Consider the following 18,553-nt stretch of genomic DNA (forward strand, 5'->3'; position numbering starts at 1 on the left):
TTGGTCCGTCATGGCAGTCTTGATGACACCCGGAGCAATCGCTACTGAGCGAATTCCGAAACGCCCTAACTCTTTCGCCCACACTGTCGCCATGGTGGCTACCGCCGCTTTGGATGCAGAATAGTTAGTTTGACCAATGTTCCCCGCACGCGCGACGCTCGATATGTTGATCAACACGCCTTTACTGTCGGTGTTCAGCATTACCTTGCTTGCTTCGCGGCCACAAAGAAAAGTGCCTGTCACATTCACATCCATAACAGACCGAAATTGTTCCAGCGACATCGCGTTAACCTGACCATCTTTAACTTTGATGAACATGCCATCGCGCATAATGCCTGCGTTATTGATCACGCCATTGAGCTGTTTGAAATCCGCTTCAATTTGCTCAAAAGCAGCGCACACTTCTTGTTCCTCCGTCACGTTCGCTACATAAAAACGAGTGGTGACGCCGAAAGATTCACACTCCGCTTTAGTTTCAGCCAGTTGGTCTGAATTGAGGTCGATAAGCGCAAGGTGAACACCGCTTTCCGCTAGCGACAGCGCCATTTGTTTACCAAGCCCCTGCCCGGCCCCCGTGATCGCAATAACCTTATTTGCTAGATCCATAAGCACTCCTTAGGCCTGATTTTGCTTTTGGTAGAACTCAAACAAGCTTGAAAAATCTTTTTGTCCGTTGCCCTGACCGTTGTGAAAATTAAACAGGTTACGAGCCAAGCTGCCCATTGGTGTTGATGTTTGATTGGCAACCGCCGCTTCCATCGCAAGACCGAGATCTTTCGCCATTAACTGACTCATAAAGCCGCCCTGATAACCATTGCTTGCAGGCGTGTTTTCCATCACACCTGGGCACGGGTTGTAAAGCTCTAGCGCCCAGTTACGGCCTGAACTTTGCAGCATGATGTCAGACAGCACTTTGGGATCGAGTCCGTTTTCCATGCCTAAATTGAGTGCTTCACAAGTGCCGCTCATCAAAATGCCCAACATCATGTTATTGCAGATCTTCGCCACCTGACCGGCTCCGGCATCACCTGCATGAAAAATGTTTTTGCCCATGTGGCTAAGCACCACCTTGGCTTGAACAAAGTTCTCTTGTGAGCCGCCAACAATGAAAGTCAACGTACCTGCCGCTGCGCCCGCAACTCCACCAGATACCGGTGCATCAACAAAGCTGATGCCAAGCTGCAGCGCCTTTTCGCCAACCAAACGAGCGGTCGCTGGATCGATGGTCGAAGAGTCGATTAGCAGCGTCCCAGAATCTACGCTATCTAATATCCCGTCTTGACCAAGATAAACACTTTGAACGTGTTGGCTAGCAGGTAGCATGGTGACCACCACGCTCGCACCTTGAACGGCTTGTTTTACCGAATCTGCACTCGACGCACCAAGTGCGGTAAGTTCTGCCACAGCGTTTGGATTCAAATCAAACACTTCGACGTTCAAGCCCGCTGTGAGTAGGTTCTTAGCCATAGGCGCGCCCATGTTGCCAAGGCCAATAAATGCAATTTTATCCATGTCGTATTTCTTCCTTGTCTAAAGTGCCACAGTGGCAACCGAGGATGCGGTCAGTGGGTATTCTGCTGAATCAATTGGCGCGAAGAAGCGTTCCAAAACTTGTGGCGTTACGTCAGAAACCGTGCGATGTTGCCAAGTTGGTTGATTGGTTTTATCGATAATCAGCGCACGAACCCCTTCCCTAAAATCACCTTCTAAGCCACAACGTAACGTCAGATTAAATTCCATATCAAAACACGCTTTCAAAGAGAGGTTTTGATACTGCGTTAGCTGCTGATAAGTGATATTGAGCGACAACGGACTGCCATAATTCAATGCTTTTTGCGCATTGATGAACCACTTATCATCAACGTCGGCACTGCTGATTGCGCGAACAATCGAATCTAAATCACCCGAACAAAGCTGCTCAATCAATCCCGCATATGGCATCAACATCCCTTCGCTTGGCTCGTCCACTTGTACCGAACGTAGCGTAGTGGCGATTTTTTCGTTGATGTTTGCTTCACCTTTCCAACTTACCGATGCGAGCAGATCCAACAGTGCTTGTTTGCTTTCTGGTTTTGCAATCCATTGGCTTAATCCCAACGCTTTCATGTCTGTCGCGTTAATTTGGCAAGCCGTCAAACTTAAGAAAAGTGCCAAATGTTTTGGTAACTGATTTAGGAAGTACGTCGCGCCTACGTCTGGGTAAAGGCCGATTTTGATTTCTGGCATCGCAAAGCGTGTGGTGGTTTCTGCTACGCGATGACTTGCGCCCATAAATAAGCCCACACCGCCGCCCATCAGATAACCATGCCCCCACGCGATGATCGGTTTTGGATAAGTGTGAATAAGATGATCACAGCGATATTCGAGGTCAAAGAAGGTTTCCATCGCTGAAAACGCAGAATCAAAGTCTTGCTCTTTGTTTTCAAGTGCACGGTAGATCGCTTGAATATCACCACCAGCACAAAACGCTTTTTCACCTTGAGCATGCAAGAATACCGCGACGACGCTGTCGTCCGTTTGCCATTCATTAAGCTGTTTGTACAACTTCTCAATCATCACGTAACTCAACGCGTTGAGAGCTACTGGATTATCAAGCTCCAGCACACCAATAACAGATCCATCAGCGCACTTAAGCTTTGAAACATTTACTGTACCTGTCATTTGGCCTCCGCTAGCTGTTTGTCCATTGTGGCTTGCGCTTTTGCAAGAAGGCGTTCACACCCTCAGTCTGATCTTGTGTATTGAACAGCTGTAAAAACAGTTCACGCTCCAAAACCAATCCAGCCACGTGAGTTTGGCTGCGTCGACCTTGAATGAGAGTTTTGCACGCAGACACGGATTTCGGCGATTGGCCAGCAACACGCTGTGCAAGTACTATCGCCGCTTCTAGTGCTTGGCCTTTCGCCACCACTTCTTCGACTAAACCAATTTTTTCCGCTCGCTCAGCCGTCACACGCTCACCACACAAGATCATTCTTTTCGCCCAGCCTTCACCAACCAATGCTGTCAGATTTTGCGTCCCGCCCGCACACGGCAACAAGCCTACCGATGCTTCAGGAAGTGCCATTTGTACTTGTTCTTCTGCGATGCGAATGTCACACGCCATCGCCACTTCCAGACCACCACCCATCGCATAGCCATTAACAGCTGCGATAGAAACCCCATCGAACGCTGACAGCGCTTCAAACGCTTCACCAAATGCGAACGCCATATCTGCTGCTTGCGATTTACCACCCGATGCAAAGTTGTTGAGATCCGCTCCAGCAGAAAAGAATTTCTCGCCTTCGCCCGTCAGTACCAACGCATAAATAGAGCGATCATTACTGAGTTCAATCGCCAACTCTTTGAGCTGATATAGGGATTCAAGCGTCCAAGTGTTCGCTGGCGGATTACTAATCGTGAGTTTGGCGATATGCGCTTCGCGCTCCAATTTGATTTGTGCCGTCATATTCTTTCAGTCCTTTTTAATTTCTTTAGGTAAGGCTGCGTCTCTCTGACTAAAGCAGCTCAACGCCTTCCGTTAGTAATCGTCTTGCGACGATCAGACGCATGATTTCGTTGGTGCCTTCAAGAATTTGGTGAACACGAACGTCTCGGAAATGGCGCTCGACTGGATATTCTTTGATGTAGCCATAGCCACCGTGAATTTGAAGCGCCTGATCGCAGACTTTAAAGCCAACATCAGTAGCAAAGCGTTTCGCCATTGCGCAGTAGGCGCTTTTTTCTGCGTGTTTCGCGTCCAGTTTTGCGGCGGCGAGTCGCACCATTTGACGTGCAGCAACCAGCTCAGTCGCCATATCGGCCAACTTGAACTGCAACGCTTGAAATTGCGCCAGTGAACGGCCGAACTGTTTGCGTTCGGTCATGTATTGTTTGGCTTCGTTCAGTGCTTGTTGCGCAGTACCGACGGAACAAGTGGCGATATTGATTCGACCACCATCAAGGCCAAGCATGGCGAACTTAAAGCCTTCTCCCTCTTCACCCAACAGATAGTCAGCCGGAATACGAACATTTTCGAAGGTAATCATGCGAGTTGGCTGGCAGTTCCAACCCATTTTGGCTTCTTTTTTACCGTAGCTAATGCCTTCGCAATCAGCAGGAACAACGAATGCAGAAACGCCACCCGCTCCTTCGCCGCACGAACGCGCCATCACGACAAGAACGTCCGTATCACCCGCACCAGAGATAAACACTTTTGCGCCATTCAGGACAAACTCATCGCCGTCACGCACTGCACTGGTCGTCAGTGAAGCGGCGTCAGAGCCTGCATTGGGTTCGGTTAAACAGTAGGAAGCGAGCTTTTCACCCGAAATTAGATCCGCGCTAAACTGCTGCGCCACTTCGGCTTTGGCAAAGCTGGTGATCATCCACGTCGCCATGTTGTGAATGGTCATAAACGCAGTAGTCGCGGTACAACCCATAGCCAACTGCTCGAAAATGATCGCCGCATCCAAACGAGACAATCCCAAACCACCATGCTCTGGCGGCGTATAGATGCTCAGAAAGCCAAGTTCACCTGCTTGACGCAGTACATCTTTAGGGAAGTGATGGTTTTCATCCCACTCGGCCGCGTGCGGCGCTAACATTTGGTCTGCAAACTGCTTTGCTACTTCGGCAAACGCGAGTTGATCTTCGTTTAATTCAAAATCCATCTTGAAGTCCTAAGGTCTAATTCGTTGCACTTGAAGCCAAGCCATCTAAAGGTTTGAAAGGCTTGGCTAGAGGTATCGCTACTTCTGTGACTAGCTCAATTGAATGGTCATGTTTGGACCGCTTGGAATGTCATCTTCAAACCAACGCGCAGTGACAGTTTTCGTCTCGGTGTAGAAGCGAACCGCTTGTTTACCGTAAGCATGCAGGTCGCCGTAGAAGCTGCCTTTCCACCCCGTAAATGAGAAGAACGGCAATGGCACCGGAATCGGCACGTTGATGCCTACGTTACCTACTTCGATATTGTGTTGATACTTTCTCGCGGCAGCGCCGTTCGCCGTGAAAATAGACGTACCATTACCAAAGCGGTTTGCATTGATCAGTTCAATCGCTTCATCTAGGTCATCCACTTCCATAGTTAACAGTACAGGCCCGAAAATTTCTTCCTGATAAATCGACATGTCTGTGGTCACGTTGGTAAACAGTGTTGGCCCCACCCAGTTACCGTTCGGGAAGCCAGGTACTTGGCAATCTGTCCCGTCCAGAACACAATTCGCGCCTGACGCTTTGCCTTCATTAATCAGATTCACCACTCGCTGCTTCGCTTGAGGGCTAATCAGTGGGCCATAACCTGCGGTTTCATCGTCCCACGCGCCAGGTTGAACCTGAGCTAACGCCTCTTTAAGCTCTGGAATCCATTCTTTGGTTTCGCCGACAAATACCGCCACCGAAATCGCCATACAGCGTTGGCCTGCGGCACCGACTGACGCGCCAACTAGGTTATTGATGACTTGCTGCTTGTTTGCATCTGGCATGATGACCATGTGGTTCTTCGCACCCGCAAATGACTGCACGCGCTTTAGGTTGTCCGTACCCGTTTTGTAGATGTACTCACCAACTGGCACTGAGCCGACAAAAGAGATCGCACGAACGACTGGATCAGTCAGAATACGGTCGACTTGCTCTTTGGTGCCGTGGACAATTTGCAACACGCCTTTTGGTGCGCCAGCCTGTTCAAACAGCTCCGCCAATTTCATTGCAGTCAGCGGAACTTGTTCCGACGGCTTCAAAATAAAGGTGTTGCCGCAAGCGATCGCCATTGGGAACATCCACAATGGAATCATCGCTGGGAAGTTAAAGGGTGTGATACCAGCACAAACACCAAGCGGTTGAATGTAAGAGTAACCATCAATATTGGTCGCGACGTTTTCCACCGTTTCACCCATCATTGAGCTACAAATGTTCGCCGCTTGTTCTACGACTTCAATCCCGCGCCAAATGTCACCCTTTGCATCCGCAAGAGTTTTGCCTGTCTCACTTGAAAGCAGTATCGCCAACTCATCGTGTTGCTCTTTTAGCAAATGTTGGTAACGCAGCATCAATCTAGCACGCTCCGGCGCTGCAACTTCTTTCCAGCGTTTGAACGTTTCTGTTGCGCTGGCAATCGCCGCATTCATTTCCGATTCCGTGGCACAAGGTACTTGTGCAATCACTTCGTTGGTTGCCGGGTTGGTTACATCTAGCCATTGTTTTGAATCGGAGATGGCAAATTCACCACCGATATACTGCTTTACTTGTTCTGTCATGATGACATCCTTGTATTTTTCAGCTTGTTACTGACTACTGTTATGTAAGTGAAACTTTGTTGAGAGTGATTTAGCAGATTTCAATCGCGATGGCGGTAGCCTCGCCGCCACCAATACAAAGCGATGCAACGCCACGTTTACCGCCTGTTTGTTTAAGAGCGTGAATCAAAGTCACGAGGATTCGGTTACCACTCGCACCAATTGGATGCCCCAACGCACAAGCGCCGCCGCGAGGGTTCACTTTGCTCTCGTCCAATTCGAGTGCTTTCACCGCGTATTGTGTCACGACGGCAAAGGCTTCATTGATTTCCCAAAGGTCCACGTCTGATTTGTCCCAGTCCGTTTTTTCCAGCAGCGTTTCAATCGCGAATACGGGTGCGATGGTGAACTCATCAGGCTGTCTTGCATGCGTGCTGTACGCGACAATTTTGGCTAGAGGTTGAAGGTTTTCCTGACGGCCAAATTCACTATCAACCAATACCATTGCCGATGCACCATCAGAAATAGAACTGGAATTTGCTGCCGTTACGCCGCCATCTTTGGCAAACGCAGGTCGTAAGGTGGGAATTTTATTGACGTCGAGTTTGCTCGGTTGCTCATCGTCTACCACCAAGGTTTCGTCGCGTCGACTTTTTACGTTAACAGGCACGATCTCTTCTTTGAACAAACCTTGCTTAATCGCTTGCTGCGCACGAGTCACCGACTGCTGCGCCCAGATATCCATACTTTCACGGCTGAACTGATACTTTTGCGCGGTTTGTTCGGCAAAGACACCCATCAATTCGCCTTGGTAGGCATCCTGCAAACCGTCATAAAACATATGATCAAGCACTTGCTCATGGCCTAAGCGGAAACCATCACGCGCTTTCTTAAGTAGATAAGGAGAAGAGGACATGTTTTCCATACCGCCAGCGATAACCGCGTGCGCGTTACCAGATTGAATAAGATCATGTGCCAGCATGACGGTTTTCATACCCGAACCACAGACTTTATTCAGTGTCGTACAACCGATCGATTGTGGCATTTCTGCTTTAAGACTTGCTTGTCTTGCTGGCGCTTGCCCCACGCCGGCGGGTAAAACGCATCCCATCAACACTTCGTCTATTTTTTGCACATCGAGTTGGCTTTCGGCTAGTGCCCCTTGGATGGCTTTCGCACCGAGTTCCGTGACATCTGTTGAAGCTAATGCACCTTGAAAAGAGCCGATAGGCGTTCGCTTAGCGGCAACAATCCATGTTTCATTTTTCATTCCATTAACCTTTTGTTGACGTTTACGTCATAACTATACTAACATTTACGTTAACGTCAAGTTTGAGATTATTGTTTGTTCGAGTGACTATTTTATTTCGAGTAAATGCGAGTGATATCAAGGCTCAAGAGTGGATGTTGTTTATTTACTTTAACGTTAACGAATTGTATATTCGTATGAATGTTATACGAAAGTCGTGAGGTTAAGGAATGAACACATTTAAGATCAGCGAGCTCGCGAAAGAGTTCGACATTACTACCCGAAGTATTCGCTTCTACGAAGATTTAGGTCTCCTAACTCCAGAGCGTAAAGGCAACACTCGAATCTACAATGGTCGCGATCGAATTCGACTAAAACTGATTTTGCGAGGTAAGCGATTGGGCTTTTCTCTTGCAGATATCAAAGAGTTATTTGAACTCTACGATACCGATCAAAGTACTGAGCAGTTGAACTATATGATTCGGTTGATCGAAGAGAAGAAGGCAGCATTGCAACAGCAAGCAAACGACATTCAAGCGGTAATGATGGAGTTAAATGCTGCGCAGTTGCGATGCCAAAACACACTGAGATCCATGAAAGGCGAAAAAGTCACCTAACACCTCAACTCTGGGATGTAGGTGACGTAAAGGCAAGGACACGCAATGAAATCTACCTACTCTTCCCTGAACTTTGTTTATGACGAAAATACCGATTTGCTTCGCGAGCAAATCAATAGTTTTGCTGCAAGAGAAATTGCGCCGCTAGCGCAATCTATCGACCAATCTAACGACTTTCCAAACCATCTTTGGTCCAAACTGGGTGACATGGGTCTTTTAGGTGTGACCACCAGCGAAGAGTTTGGTGGTGTGAACATGGGTTATCTCGCCCACGTTATCGCTATGGAAGAAATCAGTCGAGCATCCGCTTCGGTTGCGTTAAGTTACGGCGCTCACTCCAATCTTTGTGTCAACCAAATCCACCGCAACGGCACACAAGCACAAAAAGAAAAATACCTACCAAAACTCATCTCCGGTGAACATATCGGTGCCCTTGCCATGAGTGAACCCGGTGCAGGCTCAGATGTGGTCTCTATGCAGCTTAAAGCGGAACGTAAAGGCGATATATTCCTGCTAAATGGCAACAAAATGTGGATCACCAACGGCCCAGATGCGCACACCTATGTTGTCTACGCCAAAACCGACCCAAGCCAGCACTCCAAAGGCATCACGGCCTTTATCGTAGAACGCGGCTTTCCTGGATTCACTCAAGCACAAAAACTCGACAAGTTGGGCATGCGCGGCTCGAATACGTGTGAGCTGGTCTTCCAAAACTGCGAAGTCCCTGCGGAAAATATTCTCGGCGAAGAAAACCAAGGCGTGAAAGTATTGATGAGCGGTTTGGACTACGAACGCGTGGTACTTGCCGGTGGCCCGCTTGGCATCATGCAGGCGTGTATGGACATCGTTGTGCCTTACATTCACGACCGCAAACAATTTGGCAAATCCATCGGTGAATTCCAGCTTGTTCAAGCAAAAATCGCCGATATGTACACACAAATGAATGCTGCTAAAGCCTATGTTTACGCCGTTGCTGCTGCTTGTGATCGCGGTGAAACCACTCGTAAAGATTCTGCTGGTGCAATCCTCTACAGCGCTGAACTGGCAACCAAGATGGCATTAGATGCCATTCAGCTACTCGGTGGTAACGGCTATATCAATGAGTTTGATACCGGTCGTTTGCTACGCGATGCCAAGCTGTATGAAATCGGTGCGGGCACTTCAGAAATTCGCCGCATGCTTATTGGTCGCGAATTGTTTAACGAAAGCGCCTAATCATCATACCTAGGCGTTCTGACTCTAAATAACTTCCTTATTCAACCTAAATAAAGACGGGTGGTGTCACCCGTCTACCGAATGGAGATCGGCTATTTATGGCTTGTTTGACGACCAATATTAATACCCATTCAGAGCAGTATCAGGAAAACTACCGCTCTATGGCATCGCTTGTAGATCAACTCTATACCGTGACTGCGCAAATCGAAGATGGTGGCGGCGAGAAAGCACGTGAGCATCAGCAGAAGAAAGGCAAACTTCCGGTACGTGAGCGCATTCTTGCCCTCCTCGATCCCGGTTCATCCTTCTTAGAAATTGGCCAGTTCGCGGGTTGGGATGTGTATCCAGATTACGTTCCATGCGCGGGCGTAGTCGCGGGTGTGGGTGTGATTGACGGCACCGAGTGCATGATCGTCGCCAACGACGTGACGGTAAAAGGCGGCAGTTACTACCCACTTACCGTGAAAAAGCACTTAAGAGCACAGGAAATTGCAGAAAAATGCCAACTCCCGTGTGTTTACTTAGTCGACTCTGGTGGTGCAAACCTACCCCGCCAAGATGAAGTCTTCCCAGACAAAGACCATTTTGGCCGTATTTTCTACAACCAAGCCCGTATGTCGGCCAAGGGTATCCCGCAAATTGCGGTGGTCATGGGGCTATGTACCGCTGGCGGCGCTTATGTTCCTGCGATGTGTGATGTTTCCATCATAGTCAAAGAACAAGGCACGATTTTCTTGGCAGGTCCACCTCTTGTAAAAGCAGCGACAGGTGAAGAAGTCAGCGCGGAAGATCTTGGTGGCGCAGACGTTCACTGCCGTACGTCTGGCGTAGCCGACTATTATGCAGAAAACGATCACCACGCGTTAGAGTTGGCAAGACAAGCTGTCTCTCAAATCAACCACTTGAAACCCTTCCAACTTAAGCAAAAAGCACCACAGGAACCACGCTTTCCTGCGCAAGAACTGTACGGCATCGTCGGTACCGATCTTAAAAAACCGTTTGATGTTAAAGAGGTCATTGCCCGAATTGTTGATGACTCACAATTTGATGAATTTAAAGCGTTGTTCGGCGAAACCTTGGTCTGTGGCTTTGCTCATATTCACGGCATGCCGATTGGCATTGTCGCTAACAACGGCATTCTATTTTCGGAATCGGCGCAGAAAGGTGCGCATTTTATTGAGCTATGCGCACAGCGCAAAATTCCTCTGCTTTTCTTGCAAAACATCACAGGCTTTATGGTCGGTCAGAAGTACGAATCCGAAGGCATCGCTAAACATGGTGCGAAAATGGTGACCGCGGTGGCGTGTGCAGACGTGCCGAAGTTTACCGTCGTTATTGGTGGTTCGTATGGCGCAGGCAACTACGGCATGTGTGGCCGCGCTTATGATCCAACCATGATGTGGATGTGGCCGAACGCGCGCATCTCCGTCATGGGCGGCGAACAAGCGGCTGGCGTGATGGCGCAAGTGACCCGCGATATCAAAACTCGCAAAGGCGAAAGCTGGAGCGCGGAGGAAGAAGAAGCGTTCAAACGTCCAATTGCGGAGCAATATCAGACTCAAAGCCATGCATACTACGCCAGTGCACGCCTGTGGGACGACGGCATTATTGACCCTGCGAAAACCCGTGATGTTGTCGGCATTGCTCTGTCTGCTGCGCTTAATGCGCCAATACCAGACAGTAAATTTGGCATCTTCCGCATGTAGCCGGATGCAAGGCAAACCTTAACTCCTCGCGAATACCGATGTTTATACAAGTAACGGTTAGCGAGCATTGGAATAGAGACTGAAATGTCAGACAAAGGAAGTCACATGACCGGACTACTGCTTGAAAAAGACAGCAATGGCGTTGCTTGGTTGAGCCTCAATCGACCAGAGAAACACAACGCGTTTAATGATGAATTAATTGCTTCACTTATCGAAACCTTGGAAAAACTTGAGAGAGACGACTCTCTACGTGCATTGGTACTAACGGCGCAAGGGAAACACTTTTCTGCGGGTGCGGATCTTGGCTGGATGCAGTCAATGGCCACCAAAACCGAGAGTGAAAACCTGCAAGATGCACAGCAATTGGCGATGCTCCTGCATAAACTGGATACCTTTAGCAAGCCAACCATTGCCATGGTACATGGCGCAGCATTTGGCGGCGCACTTGGGCTTATCTGCTGCTGCGATATCGCTATTGGTACACCTGAAAGCCGCTTCTGTTTGAGTGAAGTAAAGCTCGGTTTATTACCCGCTACCATCGGACCTTACGTAATCCGAGCGATTGGACAACGACAAAGCCGACGCTACTTTTTAACCGCGGAACTGATCGATGCCGAAACCGCGCTATCGATGAATATTCTTCATCAGATCGACTCTCAACCACGTGAAGCTGTCAATCGCACCATTGATCACCTGCTCAACAACGGTCCACAAGCCATGCAGGCAGCAAAAACGCTCTGCTTACGTTGTGATAGCCAACCTATCGATCACTCATTAATTGAATACACCAGCCAAGCGATTGCAACCGCCCGCGTGTCCAGCGAAGGACAAGAAGGACTGAGTGCATTTTTTGAAAAGCGCGCCGCCAATTGGAGGAATCATGTTTAAAAGAATACTGATCGCAAACCGCGGTGAAATTGCATGCCGAATTATTAAAACCGCAAAAAGCATGGCTATAGAGACGGTTGCCGTCTATTCCGAAGCGGATCGAAGCAGCTTACATGTAAAACAGGCGGATTTTGCTGAATTTATTGGCCCTGCTCCGGCGAGTGAATCGTATCTTGATATCGATGCGATTATTGGCGCTGCGAAAAAATGGCAAGCTGATGCTATCCACCCCGGGTATGGTTTTCTTTCCGAGAACCCAAAACTAGCCAAAGCGTGCAGCGAAAATGGCATTGTATTTATTGGCCCTTCCACCAGCGCAATTGAAGCAATGGGTTCGAAGTCGCAAGCCAAAGCCATCATGTCAGAGGCGAACGTGCCCTTGGTTCCGGGCTACCACGGCACAGACAATAACGTTGAGCATTTATTAGCGGAAGCGGAAAAAATCGGTTACCCAGTGATGCTTAAAGCAACACAAGGTGGCGGCGGTAAAGGCATGCGAGTGGTCAATAGCGCAGCCGAAATGCCCTTGGCCATCGACGGTGCGCAGCGTGAAGCGCTTTCAAGCTTTGGCGATAAGCAGCTTCTAATCGAAAAATGCATATTGCAGCCTCGCCACGTTGAAGTTCAGGTATTTGCTGACCAACATGGCAACTGTGTTTACCTTTCTGACCGCGACTGTTCCATTCAGCGTCGTCATCAAAAAGTAGTCGAAGAAGCACCAGCTCCCGGTCTTAGTGATGAACTGCGTAAACAAATGGGTGAAGCTGCGGTTCAGGCCGCTCAAGCGATCGATTATGTTGGCGCTGGCACGGTTGAATTCTTGCTCGATAGCCGCGGTGAGTTCTACTTTATGGAAATGAATACCCGTCTGCAAGTTGAGCACCCTGTCACTGAATTGATCACTGGCGTTGATTTAGTTGAATGGCAATTCAAAATTGCGGCTGGTGAGCATTTACCGATCTCGCAATACGAAATCAATCATAACGGTCACTCAATCGAGCTGCGAATTTACGCCGAAGATGCGGACAATGACTTTATGCCATCGACTGGACGCATTGATTATTTACAAGAACCCATCTCAGACAGCAATGTTCGACTAGCTTGTGTGCGTGTTGATAGCGGTGTTACCCAAGGCGATACCATTAGCGAATACTACGATCCGATGATCAGCAAACTGATCGTCTGGGGGCAAACACGTAATATCGCGCTCAAGGAGCTTAAGCAGGCGTTAACTCAATATCACGTGCGTGGAGTGACGACAAACATTGGTTATCTGCACAGCATTATTTCGCAGCCAGCCTTTGCCGAGATTGAGCTTGATACAGGTTTCCTAGTCACACACCAACAAGGCATAAGTGAGCAGCAAAGTGTGTCGGATTCGATCTGGTTAACGTTGGCGACCGTTGCTCGCTGGAATGTTCTCACTTCAAAATCAGGCAGCTCAACGTTACCCTCTCCAACCACGCAAGGTTTTAGGCTGTCGGTTGACAACGTTTATCGATTTAACTTCACGGATGCCAATGCCAACCATCAAGTACGCTTGCAACAACCATCGCAAGATACAGGTTCTCACTTCACTATCCGATGCGGCGAGGAGTTGCATCAGGTCATCCTGCTTGAAAGTGGCAACCAGTTTATCGTCGATATTGATAATGTGCGTTACACCTTTAATGTACTTAGCGACGAGCAACAGACAACGCTGTTTTATCTTGGTCAGCAGCGCACGTTTGCTCACCAACCAAGTTTTGAATCCGCAAAAGGTCAAGACGATGAACTTAGCCCAACCGCGCCACTGAACGGTGTGATCTCGGCGGTCATGGTAAATAAGGGAGACAAAGTAGCGGCGGGCGATCCGCTTTTGGTACTCGAAGCGATGAAGATGGAATACACCATCACGGCTCCGGTCGCAGCGATAATTGATGAAGTGTTTTATCAACATGGAGACCAAGTACAGCATGGTTCCATCCTGCTGCATTTAATTTCTGCACTCGAAAATGTCTGTGAAGATAAGGAGCACGAATATGCTACCAGTGAAGGTTAATATCGTCGAAGTTGGTGCTCGCGACGGCTTGCAAAATGAAACCGCAGTGACGTTGGTTGATAAAGTCCGCTTGATCGATCAATTGAGCCTCAGCGGATTAAAACACATTGAAGCGGGTTCTTTCGTCTCGCCGAAATGGGTGCCTCAAATGGCCGATTCCGATCAGGTGTTTGCTGGTATCACGCAAAAGCCTGACGTGGTTTACAGCGCGCTCACACCAAATCTCGCAGGGTTAGAACGTGCGCTGGAAAGTGGTGTAAAGCAAATTGCAGTCTTTGGCTCCGCTTCTGAAGCGTTTAGCCAAAAGAACATTAACTGCAGTATCGCTGAAAGTCTCTCTCGATTTGAGCCAGTTATCGAGCTTGCAAAGCAGCACAACATTCCTGTGCGCGGGTACTTGTCTTGTACCATGGTGTGTCCATACGAGGGAGAAATAAAACCAGAGCAAACTACCAAGGTCGCGAATGCGCTTTTTGATATGGGATGCTATGAAATATCTCTGGGCGATACTGTCGGTAAAGCAACGCCTAATCGCGTTATCGCCATGCTGGATTCGTTGTTAACGCAACTGCCAAAAGACGCGCTCGCGGTACATTTTCATGACACCTATGGACAAGCTTTGGCCAATATTTACCAAGCCTTGTTAATGGGTATCAACACCATTGATAGTGCGGTTGCTGGTTTGGGCGGCTGCCCTTACGCGAAAGGTGCCAGTGGGAATGTTGCAACAGAAGATGTGATTTATTTGTGTGAACAGCTTGGCATTGAAACGGGGATTGATCTCAACATTATCAATGAAGCGGGTTGGCAAATTTGCCGTGCGTTAGGTAAACGTCCGTCTTCCAAAGTAGCACTCGCTCTGGGTGATCCGCACAGCTTGTAAAAGACTCCATCCGCGATAAGCAACCAATAAATACAAACGGGCATGCGTAACAACATGCCCGTTTTATTAGGGCCAAATACGATTCACAAAAGCACTAACCAGAGGCGTGCTTTTCAGCCATTTGAGTATGCCGTCCCCACTTCGCAATCATATCGAGTAAATCGCTTTTCTGAACTGGCTTCGTCAGGTAATCATTCATCCCTAATGCAATACTTTTTTGCTGCTCTTCTTGCATCGCGTGAGCAGAAAACGCCACGATTGGACACCAAGGAAACTCACCGTTTTCCTGTAACTCACGAATGTCTTTTGTCACACCAAAACCATCTTTGTTTGGCATAGAAATATCGGTAATCACCAAATCAGGGGAAAGCTGCTTGTAGAGTTCAACGGCCTCGACACCATCTTCCGCCAACGTCAGTTTCACACCGGTGTCTTGCAACATTTTTTCAATCAAGATTCGGTTGATATGGCTGTCTTCTGCAACCAAAAGGTGCAAATTAGAAAAATCTGGATTGTCTTGTGAGGAAAGCGCTCGACGCTTTTGTATTTTGCTAGAGTACAGGGTTTGCAGTTTATGCTGCGTGACAGGTTGCGGCAGTAAACGATCCCGTTCGCACGACCATGCCAGCCCTTCCTCCATCACACAAGGGGCGAGAAACAGTACCCGTTTGGCGGCTGATTCTGTCGCATCAAGCTCATAGAGCGCATCTCTATCCTGAGCATTGTTCACGCTCGCGATGATGCGGTCAAAATCATCCAAATCTCTGCCCAAAGACTGCGCCGCAGCCCAATCGTTGCTATGAGTCACCTCGATGCCAATCTCTTTAGCTAAGCGCATCAAATGTTCCACGCGCGGTAGATAATCATCAATCAACAATAGTCGATTTGCATTCAGTTCTACCGGTTCAGAATGAGGCTGACTTCGTTTAGGCAACTGCAAACTAAAGCTAAAACACGATCCTTTGCCAAAATCCGAGTGCACACAAAGCTCACCGTTGTACATGCTGATCAAACGTTTTGAGATTGCCAACCCTAAGCCCGTTCCTTCATGTCGCCTTGTCGCGGAGGTATCGACCTGCTCAAATTTATCCATAATATGAGTTAGCCTGTCTTCAGGAATTCCAATGCCTGTATCGGTCACTGAAAAATCAAAACCGAGCTCACTTTCTCTTACTTTCAGCAGCACATGACCTTCATCCGTGAATTTCACTGCATTGCCGATCAAGTTAAGTAAGATTTGATTAATCCGACCTTTATCACCGACCACGACCGTATTCATGGCTAATGGCATATCAACCAATAACTTAAGGTTCTTTTTATCCGCTTGATACGCACACAATGCCGTGCAACTCTCGACTAACGAGCGCAAATCAAACTCCTCTTCAACAAGCGTCAACTTGCCCGCTTCGACTTTGCTGTAATCGAGGATGTCGTTAATGATGGTCACAAGGTTATTGGCAGATTTGTGCAGCAGGAGCAATAACTCCCTTGGCTCTCGGCGGTTTTCGTTCTCAAGCAATATCTCGCTGATCCCCATGATCGCGTTCATTGGAGTGCGAATCTCATGGCTCATGTTTGCCAGAAATTCCGACTTGGCTTGCGTGGCTTTTTTCGATTTATCCAATGCAGACGACAAACGCTTCTCCATCTCGCGTCTATCGGTAATATCACGTTCTACCGCGATAAAACGCAGTAGCTCGCCATTTTCATCAAACACCGGAGACAACTCCAACTCGACCCAATATGGGCGCTGCGACTTGGTGTAATTGAGTATCTCAACCCTAACCGGGGAATGGCTGCGAACACTTTGCGAGAGCAGCGCGACGGTGTTTGCGTCGGTGTCTTCACCTTGCAGCAGTTCGCCCGGTGATTTGCCAACCACTTCCTCTAACGAATATTCGGTTAACTGCTCAAACGCAGAGTTTACCCAAGCAATCGTGCCGTCAGGATGCGTAATGATGATGGTATCGCGAGCGTGTTCCGCCACCTCGGCAAGCTGCGATATTTTGGCGGATAACTGCTGCTGGGTCTGATGTTCTTGCTGAAGTTTATTTTGCGCTTGCGCTAAAGAGCGCGACATTTGGTTAAACGCCTCTCCAACGCGCGTGACTTCGTCATTGCCTGAAATAGAAATTTGCGAACCCGGCCCTTGCTGTGAAACCTTGATTACCCCAGTGCGGAGAAGATCCAAACGCTTCATTAAATAGCTGCCTAGCGCAAATGAAAACAGCGCCACCAGCGACATTTCGACAAAGGCAATCACCAAACTCGCATGAGTCGCAAACGAAAGCATTTGATGAACATGCTCGACGTGAACACCCATTTCTACCACGCCAAAAGTCTGATGGCCTAAAGTGATTGCTTTCGCCACGTCATAAACACCGTCGCTTGCATCGAAAGGACGAACATTGGTGTCAACGCCTGTGTAATCACCTTGAAGCGTAAGTTCGATGCCATCTTGATTGACGATACGGATGTAAGCCAACTTGTGTTCACTTACGACAGAGCGTGCAAAGCTGTCTAAGTACGCCAGATCCGTTGCGATTACCGCGTCTCTCGAAGCTTGAGCAAACACACTCACCAAATTCTGGCTACCAACTTCGAGACTGGTCTCGTTCGAGCTTTTAAACCAGTTGAGGCCGCTGATGATGAGTACACCGAGCGCAAGTGCTTCGATGAGTGCAATGCCGATTATCGTTTTTGAACGCAGCGTCATAAAGCGCCCACTTATCTCGAAATGCCCAATTGGACGACGTCTTGCCAATCTTGGTCTTGCGCCAATTGCAATCCATCAATATTGAGTAAAGCGAAGCTCTCCTGTGCTTTGGGATCATCATTAAGTTGCGAAATTGCCTTTCGTAAGGCAAGAGTAATCTCTTCATCGACATTATTTGAAACCGCAATAGCATGAGGCGTATAACCAGCAGTTGTATAAATGATGCTAAGTTGGTCTTTTATTTCACTCGGTAAGCTCTCAAAGGTACGCTTCACGCCACCACCAGCAATGTACAAACCTTTAAGTACCCCCAAATAGACTGAGTCGTGCGAACCAACATATTTAGGCGTAAACTTGATGCCTTTCTGCGCCAACTCTGATTGTGTGATGATAGAAGCAGCAAATGCTCGTGGGGCAGGAAAAGCGATGGTCTTGTCTTGCAGCTCATCAAGGGAAACCGACTTCCCTCGCCTTGCTACAATAATGCCTGTGATGCGCTTATTTTTCGCTCTTGCTAAAGCCATATAACCTGGGTTTTGATTCACCAACGTAAAGTGATAAGGATTCATGTACGCGATGTCATATTCTCCAGCCATTAAACGGGCTTCAAAAGTAGGAATATCACGCGCAGTAGCAAATTTGATTTCAACTCCGGCAATCTCGCCCCAACGTTGCAGTAAGGGTTGCCATTGTTGAACTAATTTGGTGGCCGATTGTTGTGGCACCACACCAAAAACAAGAGAGGGTTGAGCGAAGATGGAAGGCGACAATATGCATAACGTCATAAGCAACGTAAAAATTCGCCCTTTAAACAGCCAAGTCAGCTTCTGCAATTGAGAATTCAACAAAATCACCTCCTTGTGTTTGTCTTCCGTTAAAGATAGATAGCTATTTGAAAGATTGCGAATTATCGGATTAAATTGCCTCGTGTCTCAGATACCATTTATACTCAAATGCACACCTACAACAGGAGCAGGTAAATGCTTATTACATTTCGTTGCCATAGCCACTCGAACGTCACTA

General features: G+C 48.2%; 15 protein-coding genes. 6 read left to right on the forward strand and 9 right to left on the reverse strand.

What is annotated here, in order from left to right:
• The 7 genes from CAG69_RS21645 to CAG69_RS21675 form a co-directional block, all read right to left on the reverse strand.
• Window positions 1-606, reverse strand: a 606-nt coding sequence (locus CAG69_RS21645; RefSeq protein WP_161446183.1) for an SDR family NAD(P)-dependent oxidoreductase, incomplete at its 3' end; no start/stop codon positions are given.
• 9 nt (window positions 607-615) lie between these two features.
• Window positions 616-1,512: a 3-hydroxyisobutyrate dehydrogenase gene (gene mmsB, locus CAG69_RS21650; protein ID WP_161446185.1), complete on the reverse strand. Its 897-nt coding sequence runs from the start codon at window positions 1,510-1,512 to the stop codon at window positions 616-618.
• Window positions 1,513-1,530: 18 nt separating this feature from the next.
• A complete protein-coding gene (locus CAG69_RS21655; protein ID WP_069524425.1) occupies window positions 1,531-2,661 on the reverse strand; it encodes an enoyl-CoA hydratase/isomerase family protein in 1,131 nt (376 codons plus the stop codon).
• Window positions 2,662-2,671: 10 nt separating this feature from the next.
• Window positions 2,672-3,448, reverse strand: coding sequence for an enoyl-CoA hydratase (locus CAG69_RS21660; protein ID WP_161446187.1), 777 nt, complete (start codon window positions 3,446-3,448; stop codon window positions 2,672-2,674).
• Window positions 3,449-3,497: 49 nt separating this feature from the next.
• Window positions 3,498-4,652 carry an acyl-CoA dehydrogenase family protein gene (locus CAG69_RS21665; RefSeq protein WP_074190554.1) on the reverse strand — a complete coding sequence of 385 codons (1,155 nt, stop codon included), beginning with the start codon at window positions 4,650-4,652 and terminating at the stop codon, window positions 3,498-3,500.
• A 90-nt stretch (window positions 4,653-4,742) separates the two neighbouring features.
• Entirely contained in the window at window positions 4,743-6,236 is a 1,494-nt protein-coding gene (locus CAG69_RS21670; RefSeq protein ID WP_029798081.1) for a CoA-acylating methylmalonate-semialdehyde dehydrogenase, read from the reverse strand.
• Between the two features lie 70 nt (window positions 6,237-6,306).
• Window positions 6,307-7,485: a thiolase family protein gene (locus CAG69_RS21675; RefSeq protein ID WP_161446189.1), complete on the reverse strand. Its 1,179-nt coding sequence runs from the start codon at window positions 7,483-7,485 to the stop codon at window positions 6,307-6,309.
• Window positions 7,486-7,694: 209 nt separating this feature from the next.
• Here CAG69_RS21675 and CAG69_RS21680 point away from each other — a divergent pair, with 209 nt between their 5' ends.
• The 6 genes from CAG69_RS21680 (at window position 7,695) to CAG69_RS21705 (ending at window position 14,814) form a co-directional block, all read left to right on the forward strand.
• Window positions 7,695-8,081 carry a MerR family transcriptional regulator gene (locus tag CAG69_RS21680; RefSeq protein ID WP_005373242.1) on the forward strand — a complete coding sequence of 129 codons (387 nt, stop codon included), beginning with the start codon at window positions 7,695-7,697 and terminating at the stop codon, window positions 8,079-8,081.
• Between the two features lie 45 nt (window positions 8,082-8,126).
• Window positions 8,127-9,296, forward strand: a complete 1,170-nt coding sequence (locus CAG69_RS21685; protein ID WP_161446191.1) for an isovaleryl-CoA dehydrogenase — start codon at window positions 8,127-8,129, stop codon at window positions 9,294-9,296.
• A 98-nt stretch (window positions 9,297-9,394) separates the two neighbouring features.
• Window positions 9,395-11,002 carry a carboxyl transferase domain-containing protein gene (locus tag CAG69_RS21690; RefSeq protein WP_161446193.1) on the forward strand — a complete coding sequence of 536 codons (1,608 nt, stop codon included), beginning with the start codon at window positions 9,395-9,397 and terminating at the stop codon, window positions 11,000-11,002.
• 105 nt (window positions 11,003-11,107) lie between these two features.
• Window positions 11,108-11,890, forward strand: coding sequence for an enoyl-CoA hydratase-related protein (locus tag CAG69_RS21695; RefSeq protein WP_161446195.1), 783 nt, complete (start codon window positions 11,108-11,110; stop codon window positions 11,888-11,890).
• A complete protein-coding gene (locus CAG69_RS21700; RefSeq protein WP_161446197.1) occupies window positions 11,883-13,931 on the forward strand; it encodes an acetyl/propionyl/methylcrotonyl-CoA carboxylase subunit alpha in 2,049 nt (682 codons plus the stop codon). The genes CAG69_RS21695 and CAG69_RS21700 overlap by 8 nt, the downstream gene beginning before the upstream one ends.
• Window positions 13,912-14,814, forward strand: coding sequence for a hydroxymethylglutaryl-CoA lyase (locus tag CAG69_RS21705; RefSeq protein ID WP_161446199.1), 903 nt, complete (start codon window positions 13,912-13,914; stop codon window positions 14,812-14,814). The genes CAG69_RS21700 and CAG69_RS21705 overlap by 20 nt, the downstream gene beginning before the upstream one ends.
• A 94-nt stretch (window positions 14,815-14,908) precedes the next feature.
• Here the strand turns inward: CAG69_RS21705 and CAG69_RS21710 are convergent, their stop codons facing one another.
• Both CAG69_RS21710 and CAG69_RS21715 read right to left on the reverse strand, forming a co-directional pair.
• Window positions 14,909-17,530 carry a hybrid sensor histidine kinase/response regulator gene (locus tag CAG69_RS21710; protein WP_161446202.1) on the reverse strand — a complete coding sequence of 874 codons (2,622 nt, stop codon included), beginning with the start codon at window positions 17,528-17,530 and terminating at the stop codon, window positions 14,909-14,911.
• An 11-nt stretch (window positions 17,531-17,541) separates the two neighbouring features.
• Window positions 17,542-18,378 carry a phosphate/phosphite/phosphonate ABC transporter substrate-binding protein gene (locus CAG69_RS21715; protein ID WP_161446204.1) on the reverse strand — a complete coding sequence of 279 codons (837 nt, stop codon included), beginning with the start codon at window positions 18,376-18,378 and terminating at the stop codon, window positions 17,542-17,544.
• Between the last annotated feature and the right edge of the window lie 175 nt (window positions 18,379-18,553).

This window comes from Vibrio sp. V43_P6S15P86 (assembly GCF_009904725.1).
Taxonomy (GTDB): Bacteria; Pseudomonadota; Gammaproteobacteria; order Enterobacterales; family Vibrionaceae; genus Vibrio; species Vibrio diabolicus.